Below are 20,025 nucleotides of genomic sequence, written 5' to 3'. Positions count from 1 at the left end.
GTGCTGGCGCTGGATGGGGGGCTGTGGGCGGTGATCGCCGGCACCGCGCTGTGGGGGCTGCATATGGGCATGACCCAGGGGCTGCTGGCGGCGCTGGTGGCCGAGACCGTGCCGGCCGACCGGCGCGGCACCGGCTTCGGCCTGTTCAACCTGGCCAGCGGCCTGGCGCTGCTGCTGGCCAGCGCGCTGGCGGGCGGGCTGTGGAGCTGGGTCGGCCCCGGCGCCACCTTCCTGGCCGGCGCCGGCCTGACCGTGATCGGCCTGGCCGGCGCCGCGTGGCTGCTGCCCCGCCGGGCAGCCGCCGCTCAGTAGGCGCGGGCCAGGATCGCGCGGTCGGTCGTCTCCGCCCCGGTGGCGGCGCAGGGAGCGGGACCCTGGGCCTTGACCAGGCAGCGGATGGTCACGCCGCTCTCGGCAAGAGCCGCCTCCGCGTCCTCCGATCCGCTCCAGGGCAGACGGACGAAGCCGGCGCCGCTGCGATAGCCGTCGGCGCCGCCGTCGCCGAGCAGGGCGCGGGCCTCCTCCAGCGTCGCCGCATTGCGCAGCCGGGCGTCGCGCCAGGCCCGGGCCTCTTCGGCCAGCGTGGCCTGGATCTCCGACAGCCGGCCGGGCAGGGCGGCGACGAACGCGTCCAGCCCGATCTCCGCCTTGCCGTCCTGCAGCCGGTCGCGGCGCCAGGTGGTCACGCGACCGCCGGCGAGGTCGCGGGCGCCGAGCTCGACGATCACCGGCACGCCCTTGCGCACCCAGTCCCAGCGCTTGGCCGAGCCGCTGCCGGGGCGCCGGTCGATCGTCACGCGGATGGGCTCGCCGCTCCAGCTCTCGCGTCGCAATCGCCCGGCGATCGTGTCGCAGCGGGCCAGAACGGCGGCATCCTCGGGCGTGCCGCGCAGCACGGGCAGGATCGCCACCTGGTCGGGCGCCACCACGGGCGGCAGGCGCAGCCCGTCATCGTCGCCATGGGTCATGATCAGCGCGCCGATCAGCCGGGTCGAGGCGCCCCAGGAGGTGGTCCAGGGCAGCCGGATCGCGCCATCCGCGTCGGTGAAGCGGATGCCGGCGGCGCGGGCGAAGTTCTGGCCCAGGAAATGCGAGGTGCCGGATTGCAGGGCGCGGCCGTCCTGCATCATCGCCTCGATGCACAGGGTGGTGACGGCGCCGGGGAACTTCTCCCGCCGGGTCTTGCGGCCGGCGATCACGGGCAGGCCCAGCGCCCCCTCCGCCACCTCGCGGTAGATGCCGAGCATCCGTTCGGTCTCCTCCACGGCCTCGGCCTCGGTGGCATGGGCGGTGTGGCCCTCCTGCCAGAGGAATTCCGAGGTGCGCAGGAAGATGCGGGGCCGCTTCTCCCAGCGCACCACATTGGCCCATTGGTTGATCAGCACGGGCAGGTCGCGATGCGACCGGATCCAGCGCGAGAACGCCTCGCCGACGATCGTCTCCGAGGTGGGGCGGACGACCAGGGGCTCCTCCAGCGGCGCGTCGAGCTGCAGCCGGCCGCCGACATTGGCCAGGCGGTGATGCGTGACCATCGCCACCTCGGCGGCGAAGCCTTCGACATGCTCGGCCTCGGCCTGCAGGTATTGCAGGGGGATGAACAGGGGGAAGTAGCAGTTGCGGTGCCCGGTTTCCTTGAAGCGGCGGTCGAGGATGGCCTGGATGCGTTCCCAGATGCCGTAGCCCCAGGGCTTGATCGTCATGCAGCCGCGCACGGGGGCAGGCTCGGCGAGGTCGGCGGCGCGCACCACGGCCTGGTACCAGCCGGCATAGTCGTCGGCGCGCGTGGGGGTGACGGCGGTGATCTTCGTCTGTGTCATCGGAGTGTTCCTGGCGAGGGAGAAGCAGGGACGGACGGTCCGGACGCGACGACGCACGGGACCGCGGCGCGGACCGGGCCCGGGAGCGTTGCGTGAGCTGTGAAGCTTTGGCTGGACGGTCCGGACGCGGTCAGCGCGCCGGGAACGGTCGCCCGATGGTCGGAACGAGGGCAGGCACGACTCGTCCGCCGCCGCAGGCGGTGGGGAGGGTGTCGTGCCGAGTGCCGGCGATGGTCACCGGGAAGCCTCGTTCGTGGGTGCCGTCAGGGATGACGGCGGCGGGAGAGTAGCGGAAGGGCCCCGCGAGCGGGAAGGGCTTATCGTACCGGCAACGGCATTGATGTCCCGTCATCCCGTGCGCGCTGCGGCACGCAGTGCTGCTGCGCAGACACGGGATCTCGGCACGATCCCACAGAGATCCCGTGTCTGCAGTGCATCATTGCATGCTGCACTGCGCACGGGATGACGGGTCGGTGCGGCGAACTGCGCCGCGCTTCAATGCGCCATCAGCACCGGGCGGTCGGCGTGGAACAGCATGTGCTCGGTGACGCCGCCCAGGATCATCTCGCGGAACCGGCTGTGGCTGTAGCCGCCCATCACGATCAGCCCGGCATTGGCGCGCTGGGCCGCGGCCAGGATGGCGGCGTCGACCGGTTGCTTCGGGTCCGCGTCGGCGATGCGGTTGGCCGGCGCGCCGTGGCGACTGAGATACCGCACCAACTCGGCCGCGGTGCAGCGGTCCTCGCCCTCGTCGCGGGTGTAGACGCTGACCGCCGTCGCCGCCTCCAGGAAGGGCAGGGCGGCGGCGACGCTGCGCGACGCCTCCTTGCCGCCGTCCCAGGCGACCAGGACGCGCTCGGCGAAGTCCTCCGCCACCGGGCCGGGTACGATCAGCACCCCGCGGCCGGTCTCGAACAGCGCCGCCTCCAGCACCGTCCGGCTGGCATTCGGGTCCTGGCCCGGGCCCGGCGTCACGATCAGGTCGGCCACGGCGCCGCGGCGGGCGACGGCCGCGGTCTCGCTGCCGGTGTCCTCGCGGAACTCCACCTCCGGCCCGGCGCCGGTCTCGGCCTTCGCGGCCTCGTACACGGCGCGGTTGCGGTCGGCGACCTCGTTCGAGGCCTTCTCGGCGCCCTCCAGCAGCATGCTGGTGGCGACTGCCATCTCGGCCCCGGTATAGGCCAGGACCCGCTGCGGGTCGGGGCGCAGCGACAGCACCTCGACCGAGGCGTCGAAGCGCTGGGCGACGCGCAGCGCGGCGTCGAGCGCGGCGGCGTCGCCGGCATGGCCGCTGAGGGGGACGAGCAGGTGCTGGATGGTCATGCAGCCTCCGGGGCTTTCAGGTCCACGGGCATTGTCCTCCCATGGCAACCACCGATCCAGCGTTTCGGTGCCCCGCATGGCTGCGTCCCGCTTGTGCCGGGGCGGCCGGGTCAGGCCCCCGCCACCGGCAGCGGCAATCCGTGCGTCTTCAGGATTTCGGCCTGGCGCTTCTCCAGCCTGTCCTGGTCGAAATCGGCGATCAGGTCGTTGAACAGGGTGTGCCAGTTCACCTTGGCCTTGAGGTGGATGAACACCGAGCCGAGGCCGAGCGCCGCGCGGTCCATGAACACGAATTCGCGCGGCACCTCGATGCCGCCGACGCGGCGCAGCTCCTTATGCACCTGCTCGGCGGTCTCGCGGCCATAGACGCCGTTCTTGGCCTCGCCGATCAGCCGCACCTTGTTCTCCAGGATCGGGCCGTACAGGAAGCCGGCCCAGACGTTCAGCACGTCGGCCAGCTCGTTGGTCATGTTCTTGAAGCCCCAGGTCTTGTAGGCGGCGACCGCGCGGTCGCGGTCGTTGGTCTCCAGCGCCCGGTACAGCTCGATCACCCCGCCGACGAAGCTGGGCGGGAACACCCGGATGCAGCCGAAATCCATCAGGTTGATCGAATCATCCTCTCGCACCGAATAGTTGCCGAGATGCGGGTCGCCATGGATCACGCCGTAATAGTAGAGCGGCACGTACCAGGCCCGGAACATGTTCAGCGCCAGCTGGGCCCGCTGCTCCTCGCTGCCCTGGACGAAGGTCAGGATCTTCTTGCCGTCCTGCCAGGTGGTGGTCAGCAGGCGCTTGGTCGACAGCTCCGGCACCACCTCGGGCACATGGACGTTCGGCTCCTTCGCCAGCATCTCGGCATAGAGCTGCGAGTGCCGGGCCTCGAGCGAATAGTCCAGCTCCTCGCGCAGCCGCTCCGAGATCTCGGCGTGGATCTGCTTGGTGGAGACGGTCTTGTCGTAGCGTTCGAAGATGCCGAGGATCAGCTTCAGCTGCTTCAGGTCGGCCTCGACCGCCGACTGCATGTCCGGGTACTGCAGCTTGCAGGCCAGGCGCCGGCCGTCCGGCCCGACCGCCCGGTGCACCTGGCCCAGCGAGGCCGCGGCCGCCGCCTCGTGCTCGAAGCTCTGGAACTTCGACTGCCAGGCCGGGCCCAGCTCGCTGGCCATGCGCCGCTTGACGAAGGGCCAGCCCATCGACGGCGCGTCGGCCTGCAGCTGCTGCAGCTCCTGCGCGTATTCCTTCGGCACCGCCTCGGGGATGGTGGCCAGCATCTGCGCCACCTTCATCAGCGGGCCCTTCAGCCCGCCCAGCGCCGCCCGCAACTCGTTGGCGTGTGCCTCGCGGTCGACCTTGAGGCCGAGATAGCGCTCGCCCGCCACCCGGGCGGCCAGGCCGCCCATGGCGCCGGAGACTCGGGCGTAGCGGCGCAGGCGTCCGCCGAAACTGTTCTCTTCGTCGGCCATGATCCAACCGGGGTCGCGCGGCCGGGCACCGGCCGCCCGACCTATCTAGGCGGTGCAGCCCTCTGCGTCACCCCCGCCGGTGTCGCAGCCGCCGTTCGGGTGTGAGTCGGGTTCGTTTCCGTCGCGATTTCGCGAAAGTCGGAAATCTTGGATCAAGGACAGCAATGCTGTCGGTTCCGCATTGCTTTCTTACCGCGGTAGCCCGGGTGCGATTGTCCCGCAAGCGAAAGAAGATTACCTATTTAGGGACGGCCGCGGCGACAGATCGGCGGCCTTTCGGGAGGCTTTGATGACGGCGACGGCGCTTGCTTCCGTGAGCCTCGAGGACAAGTACACCCTCGACTCCGGCCGCATCTATCTCACCGGTATCCAGGCGCTGGTGCGCCTGCCGCTGATGCAGCGGCGGCGCGACGAAGCCGCCGGGCTGAACACCGCCTGCTTCATCTCCGGCTATCGCGGCTCGCCGCTCGGCGGCTACGACCAGGCGCTGTGGTCGGCCCGCAAGTTCCTGCAGAAGCAGCAGATCGAGTTCAAGCCGGGGCTGAACGAGGACCTCGGCGCCACCGCCGTCTGGGGCAGCCAGCAGGTCGGGATGTGGCCCGGCGCGAAATATGACGGCGTCTTCGGCATCTGGTACGGCAAGGGGCCGGGCGTCGACCGCTCGGGCGACGTGCTGAAGCACGCCAATTTCGCCGGCACCTCGAAATATGGCGGCGTGCTGGCCCTGGCCGGCGACGACCACGCCTGCAAATCCTCGACCGTGCCGCACCAGTCCGAGCACGCCTTCATCGCCCATATGATGCCGGTGCTGAACCCGGCGAATGTCCAGGAGATCCTGGATTACGGCCTCTACGGCTGGGCGATGAGCCGCTATTCCGGCCTATGGGTCGGCTTCAAGACCATCGCCGAGAATGTCGACAGCTCGGCGTCCGTCTATGTCGACCCGAACCGGGTCGATATCGTGCTGCCGCAGGATTTCGCCGTGCCCCCCGGCGGGCTGAACATCCGCTGGCCCGACCCGCCGCTGGTGCAGGAAGAGCGGCTGATGCGCGACAAGCTATACGCCGCGCTCGCCTTCGCCCGCGCCAACCGGCTCGATCACCTGGTCTATGACAGCGGCCGCCACCGCTTCGGCATCGTCACCACCGGCAAATCCTATCTCGACGTCCGCCAGGCGCTGGACGACCTCGGCATCGACCGCGAGCTCGCGGCCCAGCTCGGCATCTGCATCTACAAGGTCGGCATGCCCTGGCCGCTGGAGCCGACCGGGGTGCGCGCCTTCGCCGAGGGCCTCGACGAGCTGATCGTGGTCGAGGAGAAGCGGGCGCTGATCGAGAACCAGCTGAAGGAGCAGCTGTACAACTGGCAGGCCGACAAGCGGCCGGTGATCGTCGGCAAGTTCGACGAGAAGCGCGACTGGATCCTGCCCTCGACCGGGGAGCTGACGCCGGCGCAGATCGCCGTCGCCATCGGCAAGCGCCTGCTGAAATACCTCGACCATCCCGGCCTGGCCGAGCGGGTACGGTACCTGGAGGAGCGCGAGGGCCAGAAGAAGATCGTCAAGGCCGCGGTCGACCGCATCCCCTATTTCTGCTCCGGCTGCCCGCACAACACCTCGACCCGCGTGCCGGAGGGCAGCCGGGCGATGGCCGGCATCGGCTGCCACTACATGGCGACCTGGATGCCGGACCGGAAGGCCGAGACCTTCAGCCAGATGGGCGGCGAGGGCGCGGCCTGGATCGGCCAGGCGCCGTTCACCGACACCAAGCACGTCTTCGTCAATCTCGGCGACGGCACCTATTTCCACTCCGGCAGCCTGGCGATCCGCGCGGCACTCGCGGCCGGGGTCAACGCCACCTACAAGATCCTCTACAACGACGCCGTGGCGATGACCGGCGGCCAGCCTGTCGACGGCACCATCACCGTGCCGATGATCGCGGCCCAGCTGCGGGCCGAGGGCGTCCAGACCATGGTCGTGGTCACCGACCGGCCGGAGATCTATGGCGAGCCGGGGACGCAGAGCAAGCTGCTGCCGGCCGGCGTCGGGGTCGAGCATCGCGACCGGCTGGACCACATCCAGCAGCAGCTGCGCGAGACACCCGGCGTCTCGGTGATGATCTACGACCAGACCTGCGCCGCCGAGAAGCGCCGCCGCCGCAAGCGCGGCCTGATGGAGGACCCGGCCCGGCGGGTGGTGATCAACGAGGCGGTGTGCGAGGGCTGCGGCGACTGCTCGAAGGTGTCGAACTGCCTGTCGGTGGTGCCGGTGGAGACCGAGTTCGGCCGCAAGCGCGCCATCGACCAGTCCAGCTGCAACAAGGACTTCTCCTGCGTCAACGGCTTCTGCCCGTCCTTCGTCTCGGTGCTGGGCGGCAAGCTGCGCAAGCCGAAGCCGGCGGCCGAGGGGGCGGCGGATCTGTTCCCCGTGCTGCCGGAGCCGGAGCTGCCGTCGCTCGACCAGCCCTACGGCATCATGATTACCGGCATCGGCGGCACCGGCGTCGTCACCATCGGCGCGCTGCTTGGCATGGCCTCGCATCTCGAGGGCAAGGGCGTCTCGGTGCTCGACCAGGCCGGGCTGGCCCAGAAGGGCGGCGCCGTGGTCAGCCATGTCCGCATCGCCCGCACGCCGGAGGAAATCCACGCCGTGCGCATCGCCGCCGGCGGGGCGAAGCTGATGCTGGGTTGCGACCTGGTGGTCGCGGCCTCGGGCGAGGCGCAGTCGAAGATCCATCCGGGCCTGACCCGGCAGGTGGTGAACAGCCACGAGACCATCACCGGCGCCTTCACCCGCAACCCGGACTTCGTCGTCCCCGGCAAATCGATGCTGGAGGCGGTGGCGAAGAACGGCGGCAACCCGGATCTGCTCGACACCGTCGACGCCACCCGGCTGGCCACGGCGCTGCTGGGTGACAGCATCGCCACCAACCTGTTCATGCTGGGCTATGCCTGGCAGAAGGGGCTGGTGCCGGTGTCGCACGAGGCGCTGGAGCGGGCGATCGAGCTGAACGGCACCGCGGTCGCCATGAACAAGGCCGCCTTCCTGTGGGGCCGCCGCGCCGCCCACGACCTCGCCCGGGTCGAGCGGCTGGCAGCACCGCCGCAGGAGGAAGGGCACCGGCTGTCGCGCAGCCTCGACGAGGTGATCGCCCGCCGGGTCGAGCAGCTGACCGCCTATCAGGACGCCGCCTATGCCGCGCGCTACACCGCGCTGGTCGAGAAGGTCCGTGCCGCCGAGGCCAAGCTGGGCCGGCAGGAGCTGACCGAGGCGGTGGCCCGCAATTACTACAAGCTGCTGGCCTACAAGGACGAGTACGAGGTCGCCCGGCTGTACGCCGACGGCAGCTTCCTGAAGCAGATCGAGGCGCAGTTCGAGGGCGACTACAAGCTGCAGTTCCACCTGGCGCCGCCGTCCTTCTCCGAGAAGGATCCGGACACCGGGCACCTGAAGAAGCGCGCCTTCGGGCCGTGGATGCTGCGGGCCTTCGGCCTGCTGGCGCGGATGAAGCGGCTGCGCGGCACCGCCTTCGACCCCTTCGGCCGCACCGCCGAGCGCCGCGCCGAGCGGCAGCTGATCACGGATTACGAGACGGTGGTGCAGGAGCTGCTGGCCCGGCTGGGGCCGGACACCCACGCTGTCTGCGTCGCCCTGGCCCGGGTGCCGGAGCAGATCCGCGGCTACGGCCACATCAAGGACGAGAACCGCGACAAGGCCAAGGCGCGCGAGGCCGAGCTGCTGGCCACCCTGCGCACCCCCGCCGCCCCGAAGCTGGCGGCGGAGTAGGGGGGGCCGTCAGGTCAAACGGTCTTGGCAGGACTATAGCGCGTTGCCTCTCCCGTTTGCGGGACCTTTTCGGAATTCTCCGGATCGTCCCGGACGCTCGCGACGAAAGCGAAAGAGTCCCCCCTCCCCCTGCGGGAGGGGGTAGGGGGAGGGGGTTCGCGCCGCCAGAGCCGCCCACGATCTCGCCTGCCCGCGACGTCGTTTTTTCCTAGGCCCATTCGCGCGGAGCTTGTCCTCGACAACCCCCTCCCCCTAGCCCCCTCCCGCGAGGGGAGGGGGGACTAGAACGAGATGGCTTCGGTTATTCTGAGAAGGTCTCGTTTGCGGGAGAGGCAATACGAGACGCTCTACCTCCTGTCAGACTCCGACGTGACCGGACCTCGATTCATCCCGTTTTAGCCGTCGCGCCTCATCGGGACGCGTCCATGGATGTCGTCGCGCGGCAAACGGTCGGACGCGCGAAAGAAGCGGATCGATGCCCGTAGCTCGGTCTCCTCTCGCTTTAGCTGTTCGGCTTCGCTTTCCTCCCCGGCGAACTCGTTCAGGAATTGCCTGACCAGGGCAGAAACGGACATATGCCGCTCGGCGGCTTTCATCCGGGCCCGCCTATAGACGCTGTCGTCCACGGAAACCGTGATGGTCTTCATGGGAACACAGTGGCTGCATTCGGCTTGGCAGGCAACCGAAGCTCAGTCCGGCGGCGGCAGCGACACGCCGTATTGCACCAGCAGGCGCACCAGCTCCGCTTGCCGGCTGGTGCCGGTCTTCTCGAAGATGCGGGCCAGGTGGGTGCGGGCGGTGTTGCCCGAGATCGACAGCCGGTCGGCCGCCGCCTGGATGCCGTCGCCGCGGCCAATCTCGACCGCCAGGCCGGCCTCCGCCGCCGTCAGCCCGAACAGCTCCTGCAGCAGGGCGGGGGCCGGCGTCGGGTTGTGCTCCGGATCGGCGATGAAGATCGCCGCCTGGGCCTGCGGCCGGCGGTCGCCGATCCCGGCCTGGCGGATCGGGATCACGGTCAGCAGCAGCGGGCGCGCGCCGGACGGGCGCGACAGGCGCAACCGCGTTCCGGCGGCGATGGCGCGGGCGGCGGCGTCGAGGCCGGGGCGCGCGGTCCCGGCAGCGGCGGCCATGGCCACGGCGTGGCGCAGCCGCCGGGTCTCCTCCGGCAGCGCCGCGGCGATGCCGGCCGATCCGGCCGACAGCCCGTCGGGTTTCGCGACCAGCGCCTCGGCCCGGCGGTTGAGATAGGCTGGCCGGCCCGCCGCGTCGCACAGGATCAGCCCGAGATCGATTCGGTCCAGCACGGCGATCGCGCCGGCGAAGCGCAGATCGGCGACGCCGATCGTCCGGCGCAGCTCCAGGGTGCGGGCGAGATGCGGCAGCACCGCCTGCAGCGCGGCCACGTCGCGGTCGGCGAAATCCGGCGCGCCCAGCACCCGGCGGACGGCGACGTAGCTGCTGTGCGTCGGCGTCCGCCGCACCAGCGCCACGATCCCGTGGAAATCGCCATTGGGCCGGACGACTTGGTTGTAGAAGTCGGAGCGGAGGAAATCGCGCTCGGGCTTCAGCTCGAGGCTGCGCACAACTTGGCCGAGCGGCAGGCCGGAAGCCCAGGGCGCGGTCCGCGGCGCGCCGGGGGCAGACATGCGGTGCAGATGGGCCGGGTCCCAGCGCCAGCCGATCATCAGGTCGGCCCGCCGCTGCGGCTGGTCCTCGACCAGCAGTGACCCGCGCTGCCCGTCGGCCGCGGCGGTGATCGCCTCGACCGCGCCGGGCCAGGCTTCGGGCGACACGGCGGCGTCGTAGACCCGCTGCACGGCCTTCAGGATCGTGTCCGCCCGGTCCATTCCCCTGCCTGCTGGAACCGTCACGCCAGCCCGAATCCTATCACAAGGGGCGGTCCTCAGATATGCGGGGCGGGGAATTCAGGCCGGAATTCCCAGCGGGGCTCAGCCGCCGCCGAGATGCTCGACCAGGATGCGGGCGCCGACCAGGATCAGGCCGAGGCCGCCCAGCACCTCGGCCAGCCGGCCGAGCCGCGCCCCGGCGCCGCGGCCCAGCAGGAAGCCCAGCAGGCACATGGCGAAGGTGACGGCGCCGATGGTCAGGCTGGCCGTCCAGATGTCGATCCGGACGAAGGCGAGGCTGACCCCGACCGCGGTGGCGTCCAGGCTGGTGGCGATGCCGGCCATGGCCAGCGCACCCAGGCTCGACCGCCGGTCGGGGGGCGCGGCCCGGTCCGGCATCAGCCCGTGCCAGGCCATGCGGCCGCCGACAATTCCCAGCAGGACGAAGGCGACCCAATGGTCGACCGCCGCCACCGCCTCGGCGAAGGCGATGCCCAGGGCCCAGCCCAGCAGCGGCATCACCAGCTCGAACCCGCCGAGCACGACGCCGACCCGCATCGCCTCCACCGCCTGGGCGCGGGCCGGGATGCGGCGGGCGGCGGCGCCCTTGCCGATGGCGGCGGCGAAGGCGTCCATCGACAGGCTGAAGGCGAGGCCGAGGGTGGTGGCGAGGGGCACGACAGGGCATCCAGGTGACGATCGGTGCGCCCCAATAGCTGTCCGGATTCAATGGGTCAACAGCGCAAGTCTTTGTTCTATAATGGATATTTTGGCGCCGCTATAGAATGAAGCCGCGGCTGAACCCTGTGCCGCCGGCTCGGCGCGCCCGGCTTGCAGCCGTCGATACATTTTTCCTAACAAAAGATAGTCTGGAGGGGCTGAAAACTTCGGATATCTGCGCTTCCTCAAGGAAAACTTGCCGGAAACTGGCAAGTCGACAGAGTTGTTTACTGATTTTGTTCGCCAGTTCCGCTTGGCCTCGCATTATGCTGCGGACGAAAAGGGCTCTCGTCGGGGTGGGCGGTGAATCAGGCGGACGATGCGGCGGCGGGCGGGCCTGTCTCCACCCCCGACTTCCTGCGGGGCGGCGGCGAGATGGGGCAGCGCATCCGCGCCCATGACTGGGCCGCAACCTCGCTGGGCCCGGCGGAGCTGTGGCCGCAGAGCCTGAAGACGGCGATCCGCATCATGCTGACCTCGCGCCAGCCGATCTGGATCGGCTGGGGGCCGGAGCTGATCTTCTTCTACAACGACCCCTACAAGTCGATCATCGGCGGCAAGCACCCGATGGCGTTGGGGCAGCCGACGGCGACGGTGTGGCGCGAGATCTGGGGCGACATCGGCCCGATGCTGGCCACGGCCCTGGCCGGGGACGAGGGTACCTATGTCGAGCAGCAGCTCCTGATCATGGAGCGCAACGGCTATCCGGAGGAGACCTACTACACCTTCTCCTACAGCCCGGTGCCGACCGATGACGGCAGCACCGCCGGCATCATCTGCGCCAACACCGACGACACCCAGCGGGTGCTGAGCGAGCGCCAGCTGGCCCTGCTGCGCGACCTGGCCGCCAGCACGGCGGATGCCCGGACCTGGCAGGAGGCGTGCCAGCGCAGCGCCGTGGCGCTCGGCTCGAACCGCCGCGACCTGCCCTTCGCCCTGATCTACATGGCCGAGCCCGAGGCCGACGATCTGCGGCTGGCCGGGCTCAGCGGCATCGACCCCGGCCATCCGGCGGTGCCGGAGGCGATCGCGGCGGGCGCCGACCGCCCGTGGCCGGTTGCCGAGGTGCTGCGCAAGCCGGACCGGCATGTCGTGGTCGACCTGGCGGCCGCCGGCGCGGGGTTTCCCCAGGGCGACTGGCAGCAGCCGCCGGCCAGGGCCGCGCTGGTGCCGATCCCTGCCGCGGGCGAGACCGGCCGGGCCGGCGTGCTGATCGCCGGCCTCAACCCCTTCCGCCTGCTCGACGAGACCTATCACGGCTTCCTGACCCTGGCCGCGGGCCAGATCGCCGCCAGCATCGCCAATGCCCAGGCCTATGAGGAGGAGAAGCGGCGGGCCGAGGCGCTGGCCGAGATCGACCGCGCCAAGACCACCTTCTTTTCCAATGTCAGCCATGAGTTCCGCACCCCGCTGACCCTGATGATGGGGCCGCTGGAGGACCTGCTGGCCAAGCCGGCGGGCGGCGGGCCTGCCGACAGCCGGGCGCTGGTCGAGGTGGCGCACCGCAACTCGGTCCGGCTGCTGAAGCTGGTCAACACGCTGCTCGACTTCTCGCGGATCGAGGCCGGGCGGGTCGAGGCCAGCTATGAGCCGACCGACCTCGCGGCGCTGACGGCGGAGCTGGCTTCGACCTTCCGCTCGGCGACCGACCGCGCCGGGCTGCGCCTCGCGGTCGACGCCCCGGCGCTGCCCGGGCCGGTGCATGTCGACCGCGAGATGTGGGAGAAGATCGTCCTCAACCTGCTGTCCAATGCGCTGAAATTCACCTTCGAGGGCGGGATCTCCGTGACCGTCCGGCCGTCGCCCGACGGGCGCTTCGCCGAGGTGACGGTCGCCGACACCGGCACCGGCATCCCGGCCGAGGAGCTGCCGCATCTGTTCGAGCGGTTCCGCCGTATCGAGGGCGCGCGCGGACGGTCGCATGAGGGCAGCGGCATCGGCCTGGCGCTGGTGCAGGAGCTGGTCAGGCTGCATGGCGGCCAAGTGCGGGTGGAGAGCGAGGTCGGCCGCGGCACCGCCTTCACGGTCGGCATTCCCTTCGGCACCGGCCACCTGCCGGCGGAGCGGATCGGCGGCGCGCGGTTGCTGGATTCGACCGGGCTGCGGGCCCAGGCCTATGTCGACGAGGCCATGGCCTGGCTGTCGCCCGACGACGCGGCGCCGTCGGAGACGCCGCCGACCCCGGCCGCGGAGGACCTGGCGCCGCCGCCCCCGGTCCCCGGCGCCGAGCGCAGCCTTGTGCTGCTGGCCGACGACAATGGCGACATGCGCCACTACCTGAAGCGGCTGCTGCGCTCCGGCGGGTACCGGGTGGAGACCGCGGGCAATGGCGAGGAGGCGCTGGCGGCGGCGCGGGCCGCGAAGCCCGACCTGATCCTGTCGGACGTGATGATGCCGGGGCTGGACGGCTTCGGCCTGCTGCAGGCGGTGCGCGGCGATCCGCAGCTGCGCGACATCCCCTTCCTGCTGCTGTCGGCCCGAGCGGGGGAGGAGGCGAGGGTCGAGGGCATCCGCTCCGGCGCCGACGACTACCTGACCAAGCCCTTCTCGGCGCGCGAGCTTCTGGCCCGGGTCGACACCAATCTCCGGCTGGCGGCGATCCGGCGCGAGAGCGCCCGGGTGCTGGAGGAGGAAACGAGGACCCTGGAGACGCTGAACGCTGTCGGCACCGCGATCGCGGCCGAGCTGGACCTGGAGCGCGCGGTGCAGATCGTCACCGATGCCGCCACCGAGCTGTCCGGCGCCGCCTTCGGATCGTTCTTCTACAACGTGGTCGACGAGAGCGGCGAGGCCTACACGCTCTACACCCTGTCCGGCGTTCCCCGTGAGGCGTTCTCCCGCTTCCCGATGCCGCGCAACACCGCGGTGTTCGGCCCGACCTTCCGTGGTGAGGGCATGGTCCGCTCCGACGACATCACGCGGGATCCGCGCTACGGCCGGAATGCGCCCCACAAGGGCATGCCGGAGGGGCACCTGCCGGTGTGCAGCTATCTGGCGGCGCCGGTCATCTCCCAGTCCGGCGAGGTGCTGGGCGGCCTGTTCTTCGGGCATCCGGAGCCCGGCATCTTCGACGAGCGCGCGGAGCGGCTGGTCGCCGGCATCGCCACCCAGGCGGCGATCGCGATCGACAAGGCCCGGCTGTACCGCGCCGCCCAGGTTGAGATCGAGCGCCGGACCCGCGTCGAGTCGGCGCTGCGCGAGAGCGAGCAGATGCTCGAGGCCAAGGTGGCCGAGCGGACGGCGGAGTTGACCACGGCCAATGAGCGGCTCCTCGCCGAGGCGGCGGAGCGCGAACGGGCGGAGGAGGCGCTGCGCCAGGCGCAGAAGATGGAGAGCATCGGCCAGCTGACCGGCGGCGTGGCCCATGACTTCAACAACCTGCTGACCGTCATCATCGGCAATCTGGAGACCATGCAGCGGCATCTGCGCCAGCCGCAGCAGAGCGCTGCCCTGCTCGAGCGCTCGGCCGAGCAGGCGTCCCGCGGCGCCCAGCGCGCCGCCGCGCTGACCCAGCGCCTGCTGGCCTTCTCGCGGCAGCAGCCGCTGGACCCGAAGCCGACCGACGTCAACCGGCTGATCGGCGGCATGTCGGACCTGCTGCGCCGCACCATCGGCGAGCAGGTGGCGGTCGAGACCGTGCTGTCCGGCGGGCTGTGGCTGGTCCATGCCGACCCGAACCAGATCGAGGTCGCGCTGCTGAACCTCGCGGTCAATTCACGCGATGCGATGCCCAGGGGCGGCAAGCTGACGATCGAGACCGCCAACGCCCATCTCGACGAGGGCTATGCCCTCTCGCATGCCGAGGTGGTGCCGGGCCAGTATGTCGTGGTGGCGGTCAGCGACAGCGGCACGGGCATGAGCCGGGAGGTGGTGGCGCGCGCCTTCGAGCCGTTCTTCACCACCAAGGAGATCGGGCACGGCACCGGCCTCGGCCTGTCCCAGGTCTACGGCTTCGTCAAGCAGTCGGGCGGCCATGTGAAGATCTACAGCGAGCCCGGCCAGGGCACGTCGGTGAAGATCTACCTGCCGCGCTTCCATTCGACCGGGGCCCGCGCCGAGCCGGAGGTCGTGGCGAAGGCGCCCGGCGCCGCCCATGCCGAGACCATCCTGGTGGTCGAGGACGACGCCGACGTGCGCAGCCACACCACCGGCATCCTGCGCGAGCTGGGCTACGCCGTGGTCGAGGCGCCGGAAGGCCGGACGGCGCTGAAGGCGCTGGAGCAGCATCCGGAGATCAGCCTGCTGTTCACCGATGTCGGCCTGCCCGGCGGCATGAACGGGCGCCAGCTGGCCGAGGCGGCGCGGCGGCTCCGCGGCGATCTCAAGGTCCTGTTCACCACGGGCTATGCCCGCAACGCCATCGTCCATGACGGCAGGCTCGACCCGGGAGTGCAATTGATCACCAAGCCCTTCACCTATGCGGCGCTGGCCACCAAGCTGCGCGACGTCCTCGATCTCCGATCCGGCCCGGGGCGCATCCTGGTGGTGGAGGACGAGCCGCTGCTGCAGATGCTGATCGTCGACAACCTGGAGGAGTTCGGCTTCAAGGCCGAGACCGCGGGCTCCGCCACAGAGGCGTTGAACAAACTGCGCCTGATGGCGGACGGCTTCGACGGCGCCGTCGTCGATCTGGGTTTGCCGGATTATGGCGGCGACGTGCTGATCCGCGAGATGCGGGCCCTGCATCCGGCGTTGCCGGTGGTCGTCTCCAGCGGCCAGGGCGAGGCCGCGGTGCGGGACCAGTTCCGGGACCTCGCCCGCATCGCGGTCCTGACCAAGCCGTTCACCGGCGAGGAGCTCGGGGCGGCGCTGCGGGACGCCGGCATCCGCCTTCCGGATGCCGGCTGAGTCCCGGTCAGCGGAAGAACAGCCAGATCAGGATCAGCAGCGGGATCGGCACCCCGAGCAGCCAGAGCAGGATATAGCGCAAGGACGCCTCCGGTCGGTTCCGGGCCGCATCGCGGCCTTCTAGGAACCGGAACGGGGGCTCGCCGCCCTCAGTTCCTCCGCCGCCCGCCACTCGCGCTCGCGGTTGAGGTAGTCCTCGAGGGTGCGGCCGCTGACCGGCTCGAACCGCTCCTCCAGTGTCTCCAGCGTGTCGATCCGGTCGAGGCGGAAGCTGCGGAAATCCTGGCGCAGCTCGCACCAGGCGGTGGCGGTCCAGCGGTTGCCCCAGAAGAACAGGCCCAGCGGATGCACGATGCGCTCGCTGGTCGCCTCCGGCGCGCTGTAGTGCAGCCGCAGCTTGCGCCGCTCGGCGATGGCCAGGCGGATCGGCTCCATCAGCTCGACCGGATAGGGCCGGCGGCCGGGGGCGTGGATCGGCACCTCGTCGAGCGAGGCGGCGCTGGCCTCCGGCAGCACGCCGGAGATCTTGCGCGCGGCGCTGCCGGCGGCGCGGGCCAGGGCCGGGTCGGTCCAGGCCGCGACCATGCGGGCGCCCAGGCTCAGCGCCAGCAGCTCCTCGGCGGTGAACTGCACCGGCGGCGGCTCGAAGCCGCGGCGCAGGCGGTAGCCGACCCCGGCCTCGCCGTCGATCGGCGTGCCGCTGGCCAGCAGGTCGGCCATGTCGCGATAGATCGTGCGCTCCGAGACCTCCAGCGCCTCGGACAGCTGCTGCGCCGTGACCAGGGTGCGGCCGCGCATGAACAGCAGGATCTGGATCAGGCGGTCGGCTCGGCGCATCGGCGGGAGGCCCGCCGAAGAAGCAGGCGGCAGGGTCAGAGGGAACGGCTCCGGAAGTGATAGAGCCGAACGCCCGGCCCGTCGATGACCTGCATGAAGCGGCCGAAGCCGGGCAGGGCCGGCGCCGCGGCGGCCGCGGCCTCCGCGCTCGCCAGGTCGTGCCAGCGCACGATGTCGCCGAACAGCCCGTCGGCGCTCACGCCGAAGCTGCGGTCGATATAGCCGTCCAGCCCCGCCAGGGCCGCGCGGCTGCCCTCCGCCGCCTCGACCACGGTCTCGACCGCGACGCCCGGCCGGGCCCGGAACAGCACGACCTCGGTGACGAAGCCCATCGGTGTCTCTCCATCCATGACGCCCTGTGATGGGCTGTCGATAATGGAGAATACGACACCCCTCCTGACAGCATCCTGTCAGGAGGGGTGAGGGAGCTCTCACACGTTCAGCTTGCGCACCGACTGGCGGAACTGGGCGCGGGCGGCGTCGATTGCCTTGCGCAGCTTGTCCAGGCCGGTGCCCACCTGCTCCAGCTCGCTCTCGCTGTCGTTCAGCTTGCCGAGATAGCGCTGGAACAGGTCGCTGTCCTTCGGCACGGCGCCGAGATTCTCGCGCAGCCGCGCCTGCTCCTGGCCGATCTCGGTCTGGCGCTGCTCCAGCCGCTGGGCCTCGGCCTCGCGGTCGCGGATGGCGCCGAGCTGGCCGGCGAGGTCGGCCATCGCCTGGCGCAGCTTGGCCGGCAGGGTGCGGTCCTCGGCCCAGGCGGCGATCTGGTCGTCGGCATCATCGGCCAGGTCGACGCTCTGCGACACCGGCTGCTCCTGCGTCACCGTCACGGTCACGGTCTTGCCGGCCGGCACCGCCTGGCGGATGCGGTACTGGCCGCTGACGATCTCGACCGCAGACTTCCCTGGGCCCTTGTCCGGCGCGGTCAGGGTCCAGCCCTCGTAGCGCGGCGTCTGCAGCAGCACCGTGCGGTCCTCGCCGGCGGCGCCGGTGACGGCGTAGCTGACGGTCGCGCTCTGGGTGGTGGTCAGCTCCATCACGCCGTCGACGATGCGGGCGCGGGCCAGGGTGCTGTCCTGCTTGTCCTCGCGGTCGACCGTGACCTTCTGATCGACGGCGAAGCTGAGCAGCCGGGTCTCGCCGGTCGGCAGCGCGCCCAGCCGGGCGTCGCCGACATAGGCCACCGCGCCGTCGGCGCCGCGCTCATACAGGGTCAGCACGCCGGGCGGCAGGCCGGTCTGGCCGTCATTCTTCAGGTCCACCGCCGCCAGCGGATGCTTCGGCTCGGTGTCCGGCAGGTACAGATCGACCCGGCTGGCCGGGATCTCGCGGTCGACGATCGGCACCAGCAGCGAATGGCCGGCGGCGACGGTCACCGGCTCGGGCAGGTGGAAGCTGACCTGGGTCGCGGTCTCGCCCGATTCCGCCGCGGTGACCTTGGCGAGTTGCTGCGTGTCGGCGGCGATTTCGGCGAGATCGATGTTGCCAGCGACTCCCACATTGTATGAGCCGGAGGCAGGGGCCGGGGCCGCCATCATCCGCGCCATCGGCGCCGGCGGGGGGGCGGGCTCGGCCGCGGCCATGCGGCCCCGTCCGTACCCGTCGGCGTCGCGGGCGCGCTCGTCGACCGGCGGCAGCACCCGGCCCGCCACCTCGACCGGCACGTCCGGCCGGGCCACGGTGTAGCTCTGGTACAGCGCCTGGCGGAAGGTGACGGGGTTGCCGGAGACGACGGTCAGGTCGACCGCGTCCCAGTCGGTGCCGCTCATATTCTCCAGCACCGCCCAGCCCTGCAGCCCGGCCTTCTCCGCCTTCGGGTCGGCGGCCAGGGTCAGGCGGTAGCTGGTCTTCCACAGCGGCGCCTCGACGACGTAGCCGACGCGCAGCGTGCGCTCGCCGTCGCCGGTGGTGCGGATCGCGAGCGTGCGGCGGTCCTTGGCCGAATCGCGGGCCAGGGCGGCCAGCGCCGCATCCAGCTTGGCCTGCAGCGCCGGGTCGGCGAATTGCAACCCGTCCGCCTCCTCCAGCAGGAACTGGCGCACCCCGCCCGTGGTCATCAGGCTGACGCGGTGGCGGGTGATCCCCAAGCCATCCTTGTCCTTCGACGTCTCCGCCACCACCGACAGGATGCGGCCGGAGACGGCGCGGGCGCCGTCGACCCGGACCTCGGCGCCGCGCAGCGCGTTCAGCAGGTCGGCGGGGGAGGACAGCGCCTCCGGCCCGAACGGCATCTCGCGGAAGGCGGCGGCCAGCGGCTCGCGCCCGGGCAGGCTGATCTCGCCGATGCCGCCCTTGTCGTCATAGACGACGATGCTCTTCATCACGTCGTCGACCTGGTCCAGCGGCACTGCCAGGTCCAGGGTCTCGTTGCCGGTGACCTTGGCCTCGTACTCGAAATAGCCGACGCCGCCGGTCGACAGCAGCACGCGCTTCAGCGCCAGCGGCTCGGCGGCGAAGGCCGGCATGGCCAGGAACGCCGTGGCCATGACGGCCGGTAGGGCAAGGCGGATCGGTGTCATGCGGGGCCCCCTTCAGGATCGGTCGCGGCACCGACCATGAAAGCCGATCATGGCGATGCCGCGGCCATGTGGGGCCGAGAATGGCGGAAAGGTGCCCGCGGGCGGGATGTCAGTCGAAGGGCCAGCCGTCGTTGTCGTTGCCGCGACGGTTGCGGCGCCAGCCGCCGCCGGTGCAGTCGGCGGTGTCGGTGCCGTCGGTGCAGCGATTGGTGCCGCCGTAGCGGCCTTCGTCGCAGACGCCGTTATAGGCGCGGCGGCAGCTGTTCGGGCCGTGGTCGCGGTCGCGGCTGGCATAGCCGCGGCAATCGGCGGTGTCGGTGCCGTCGTCGCATTTGTTAGTGCCGCCGTAGCGGCCCTCGTCGCAGACGCCGTTATAGGCGCGGCGGCAGCTGTTCGAGCGGTCGTTCCGGTCGCCGCGATAGCGATTGTCGATCCGGGTGTAGCCGCCGTCGCGGTAGTCGCCGTCATAGTAGCCGCTGTCGGCATAGCCGCCGCTGTTGCCGTAATACCCGTCCTGCGGCACGCAGGCGATGGCGCCGACGGCGGCCGCGGTCAGGACGAGGGTGCGCAGGAAAGTGGACAAGGGGTGGTTCCTCGAAGGCGTTTCTGGCCGGCCGCGATCCTCTGCGGGGCGGCGGTGCAGAATCAAGGCGCGAGCCCCCGTCCGGGTTCCGTTGTTTCAGGTGGAAGGATCGTGGACAGCGGGCGGCGGCGTGAGGCATGGTCGGTCGTTGCGTCGCCGCAGGGAAAAACTTGCGGATCCATCGCCGGGAACGCGAAGGGAGAACGATCCATGCGGATAGCGGTGTTGCGAGAGCGGCGGGATGGCGAGCGCCGGGTGGCGGCGACGGCGGACAGCGTGAAGAA

At 70.8% G+C, this 20,025-nt stretch carries 14 protein-coding genes; 3 read left to right on the top strand and 11 right to left on the bottom strand.

All coding sequences use genetic code 11. From position 1 onward, the window contains the following. Positions 1–312, top strand: a 312-nt coding sequence (locus ABDW35_RS11780; protein ID WP_343714060.1) for an MFS transporter, incomplete at its 5' end; no start/stop codon positions are given. Here the strand turns inward: ABDW35_RS11780 and ABDW35_RS11775 are convergent. The 3 genes from ABDW35_RS11775 to ABDW35_RS11765 form a co-directional block, all read right to left on the bottom strand. Then, on the bottom strand, positions 306–1,817 hold the full coding sequence (locus ABDW35_RS11775) for an aminoacyl--tRNA ligase-related protein (protein ID WP_343714059.1): 1,512 nt from the start codon (positions 1,815–1,817) through the stop codon (positions 306–308). The two genes, ABDW35_RS11780 and ABDW35_RS11775, sit on opposite strands and share 7 nt — an antisense overlap. A gap of 495 nt (positions 1,818–2,312) precedes the next feature. Beyond that, positions 2,313–3,140 (bottom strand): universal stress protein, encoded by an 828-nt coding sequence (locus ABDW35_RS11770; RefSeq protein WP_343714058.1) that lies wholly within the window; start codon positions 3,138–3,140, stop codon positions 2,313–2,315. 110 nt (positions 3,141–3,250) lie between these two features. Further along, a complete protein-coding gene (locus ABDW35_RS11765) occupies positions 3,251–4,603 on the bottom strand; it encodes an AarF/UbiB family protein (protein ID WP_343714057.1) in 1,353 nt (450 codons plus the stop codon). A 289-nt stretch (positions 4,604–4,892) separates the two neighbouring features. Between ABDW35_RS11765 and ABDW35_RS11760 the strand changes: the two genes are divergently transcribed. Next, complete coding sequence (locus tag ABDW35_RS11760; protein WP_343714056.1) at positions 4,893–8,387, top strand: indolepyruvate ferredoxin oxidoreductase family protein; 3,495 nt, start codon at positions 4,893–4,895, stop codon at positions 8,385–8,387. A gap of 395 nt (positions 8,388–8,782) precedes the next feature. Here ABDW35_RS11760 and ABDW35_RS11755 read toward each other — a convergent pair whose 3' ends face one another. From ABDW35_RS11755 to ABDW35_RS11745, 3 genes are all read right to left on the bottom strand, one after another. Beyond that, a complete protein-coding gene (locus ABDW35_RS11755) occupies positions 8,783–9,034 on the bottom strand; it encodes a DUF6364 family protein (RefSeq protein WP_343714055.1) in 252 nt (83 codons plus the stop codon). Positions 9,035–9,076: 42 nt separating this feature from the next. After that, on the bottom strand, positions 9,077–10,234 hold the full coding sequence (locus tag ABDW35_RS11750) for a helix-turn-helix transcriptional regulator (protein ID WP_343714054.1): 1,158 nt from the start codon (positions 10,232–10,234) through the stop codon (positions 9,077–9,079). Positions 10,235–10,336: 102 nt separating this feature from the next. Continuing rightward, positions 10,337–10,912, bottom strand: coding sequence for a manganese efflux pump MntP family protein (locus ABDW35_RS11745; protein ID WP_343714053.1), 576 nt, complete (start codon positions 10,910–10,912; stop codon positions 10,337–10,339). 345 nt (positions 10,913–11,257) lie between these two features. Between ABDW35_RS11745 and ABDW35_RS11740 the strand changes: the two genes are divergently transcribed. After that, a complete protein-coding gene (locus ABDW35_RS11740; RefSeq protein ID WP_343714052.1) occupies positions 11,258–15,802 on the top strand; it encodes a response regulator in 4,545 nt (1,514 codons plus the stop codon). A gap of 120 nt (positions 15,803–15,922) precedes the next feature. Here ABDW35_RS11740 and ABDW35_RS11735 read toward each other — a convergent pair whose 3' ends face one another. The 5 genes from ABDW35_RS11735 to ABDW35_RS11715 all read right to left on the bottom strand — a co-directional run. Further along, complete coding sequence (locus ABDW35_RS11735; RefSeq protein WP_343714051.1) at positions 15,923–16,639, bottom strand: YafY family protein; 717 nt, start codon at positions 16,637–16,639, stop codon at positions 15,923–15,925. A gap of 35 nt (positions 16,640–16,674) precedes the next feature. Continuing rightward, a complete protein-coding gene (locus ABDW35_RS11730; protein WP_343714050.1) occupies positions 16,675–16,971 on the bottom strand; it encodes a hypothetical protein in 297 nt (98 codons plus the stop codon). 99 nt (positions 16,972–17,070) lie between these two features. After that, a complete protein-coding gene (locus ABDW35_RS11725; RefSeq protein WP_343714049.1) occupies positions 17,071–19,158 on the bottom strand; it encodes a DUF4139 domain-containing protein in 2,088 nt (695 codons plus the stop codon). Between the two features lie 109 nt (positions 19,159–19,267). Next, entirely contained in the window at positions 19,268–19,741 is a 474-nt protein-coding gene (locus tag ABDW35_RS11720) for a hypothetical protein (protein WP_343714048.1), read from the bottom strand. A gap of 62 nt (positions 19,742–19,803) precedes the next feature. Then, positions 19,804–20,025: hypothetical protein (locus tag ABDW35_RS11715; RefSeq protein WP_343714047.1), on the bottom strand; the 222-nt coding region annotated here is incomplete at its 5' end.

This window comes from Inquilinus sp. (genome assembly GCF_039594555.1).
Lineage (GTDB): Bacteria > Pseudomonadota > Alphaproteobacteria > DSM-16000 > Inquilinaceae > Inquilinus.
The sequence above is the reverse complement of the archived record's forward strand: the minus strand, read 5'-3'. Positions and strand labels throughout refer to the sequence as shown.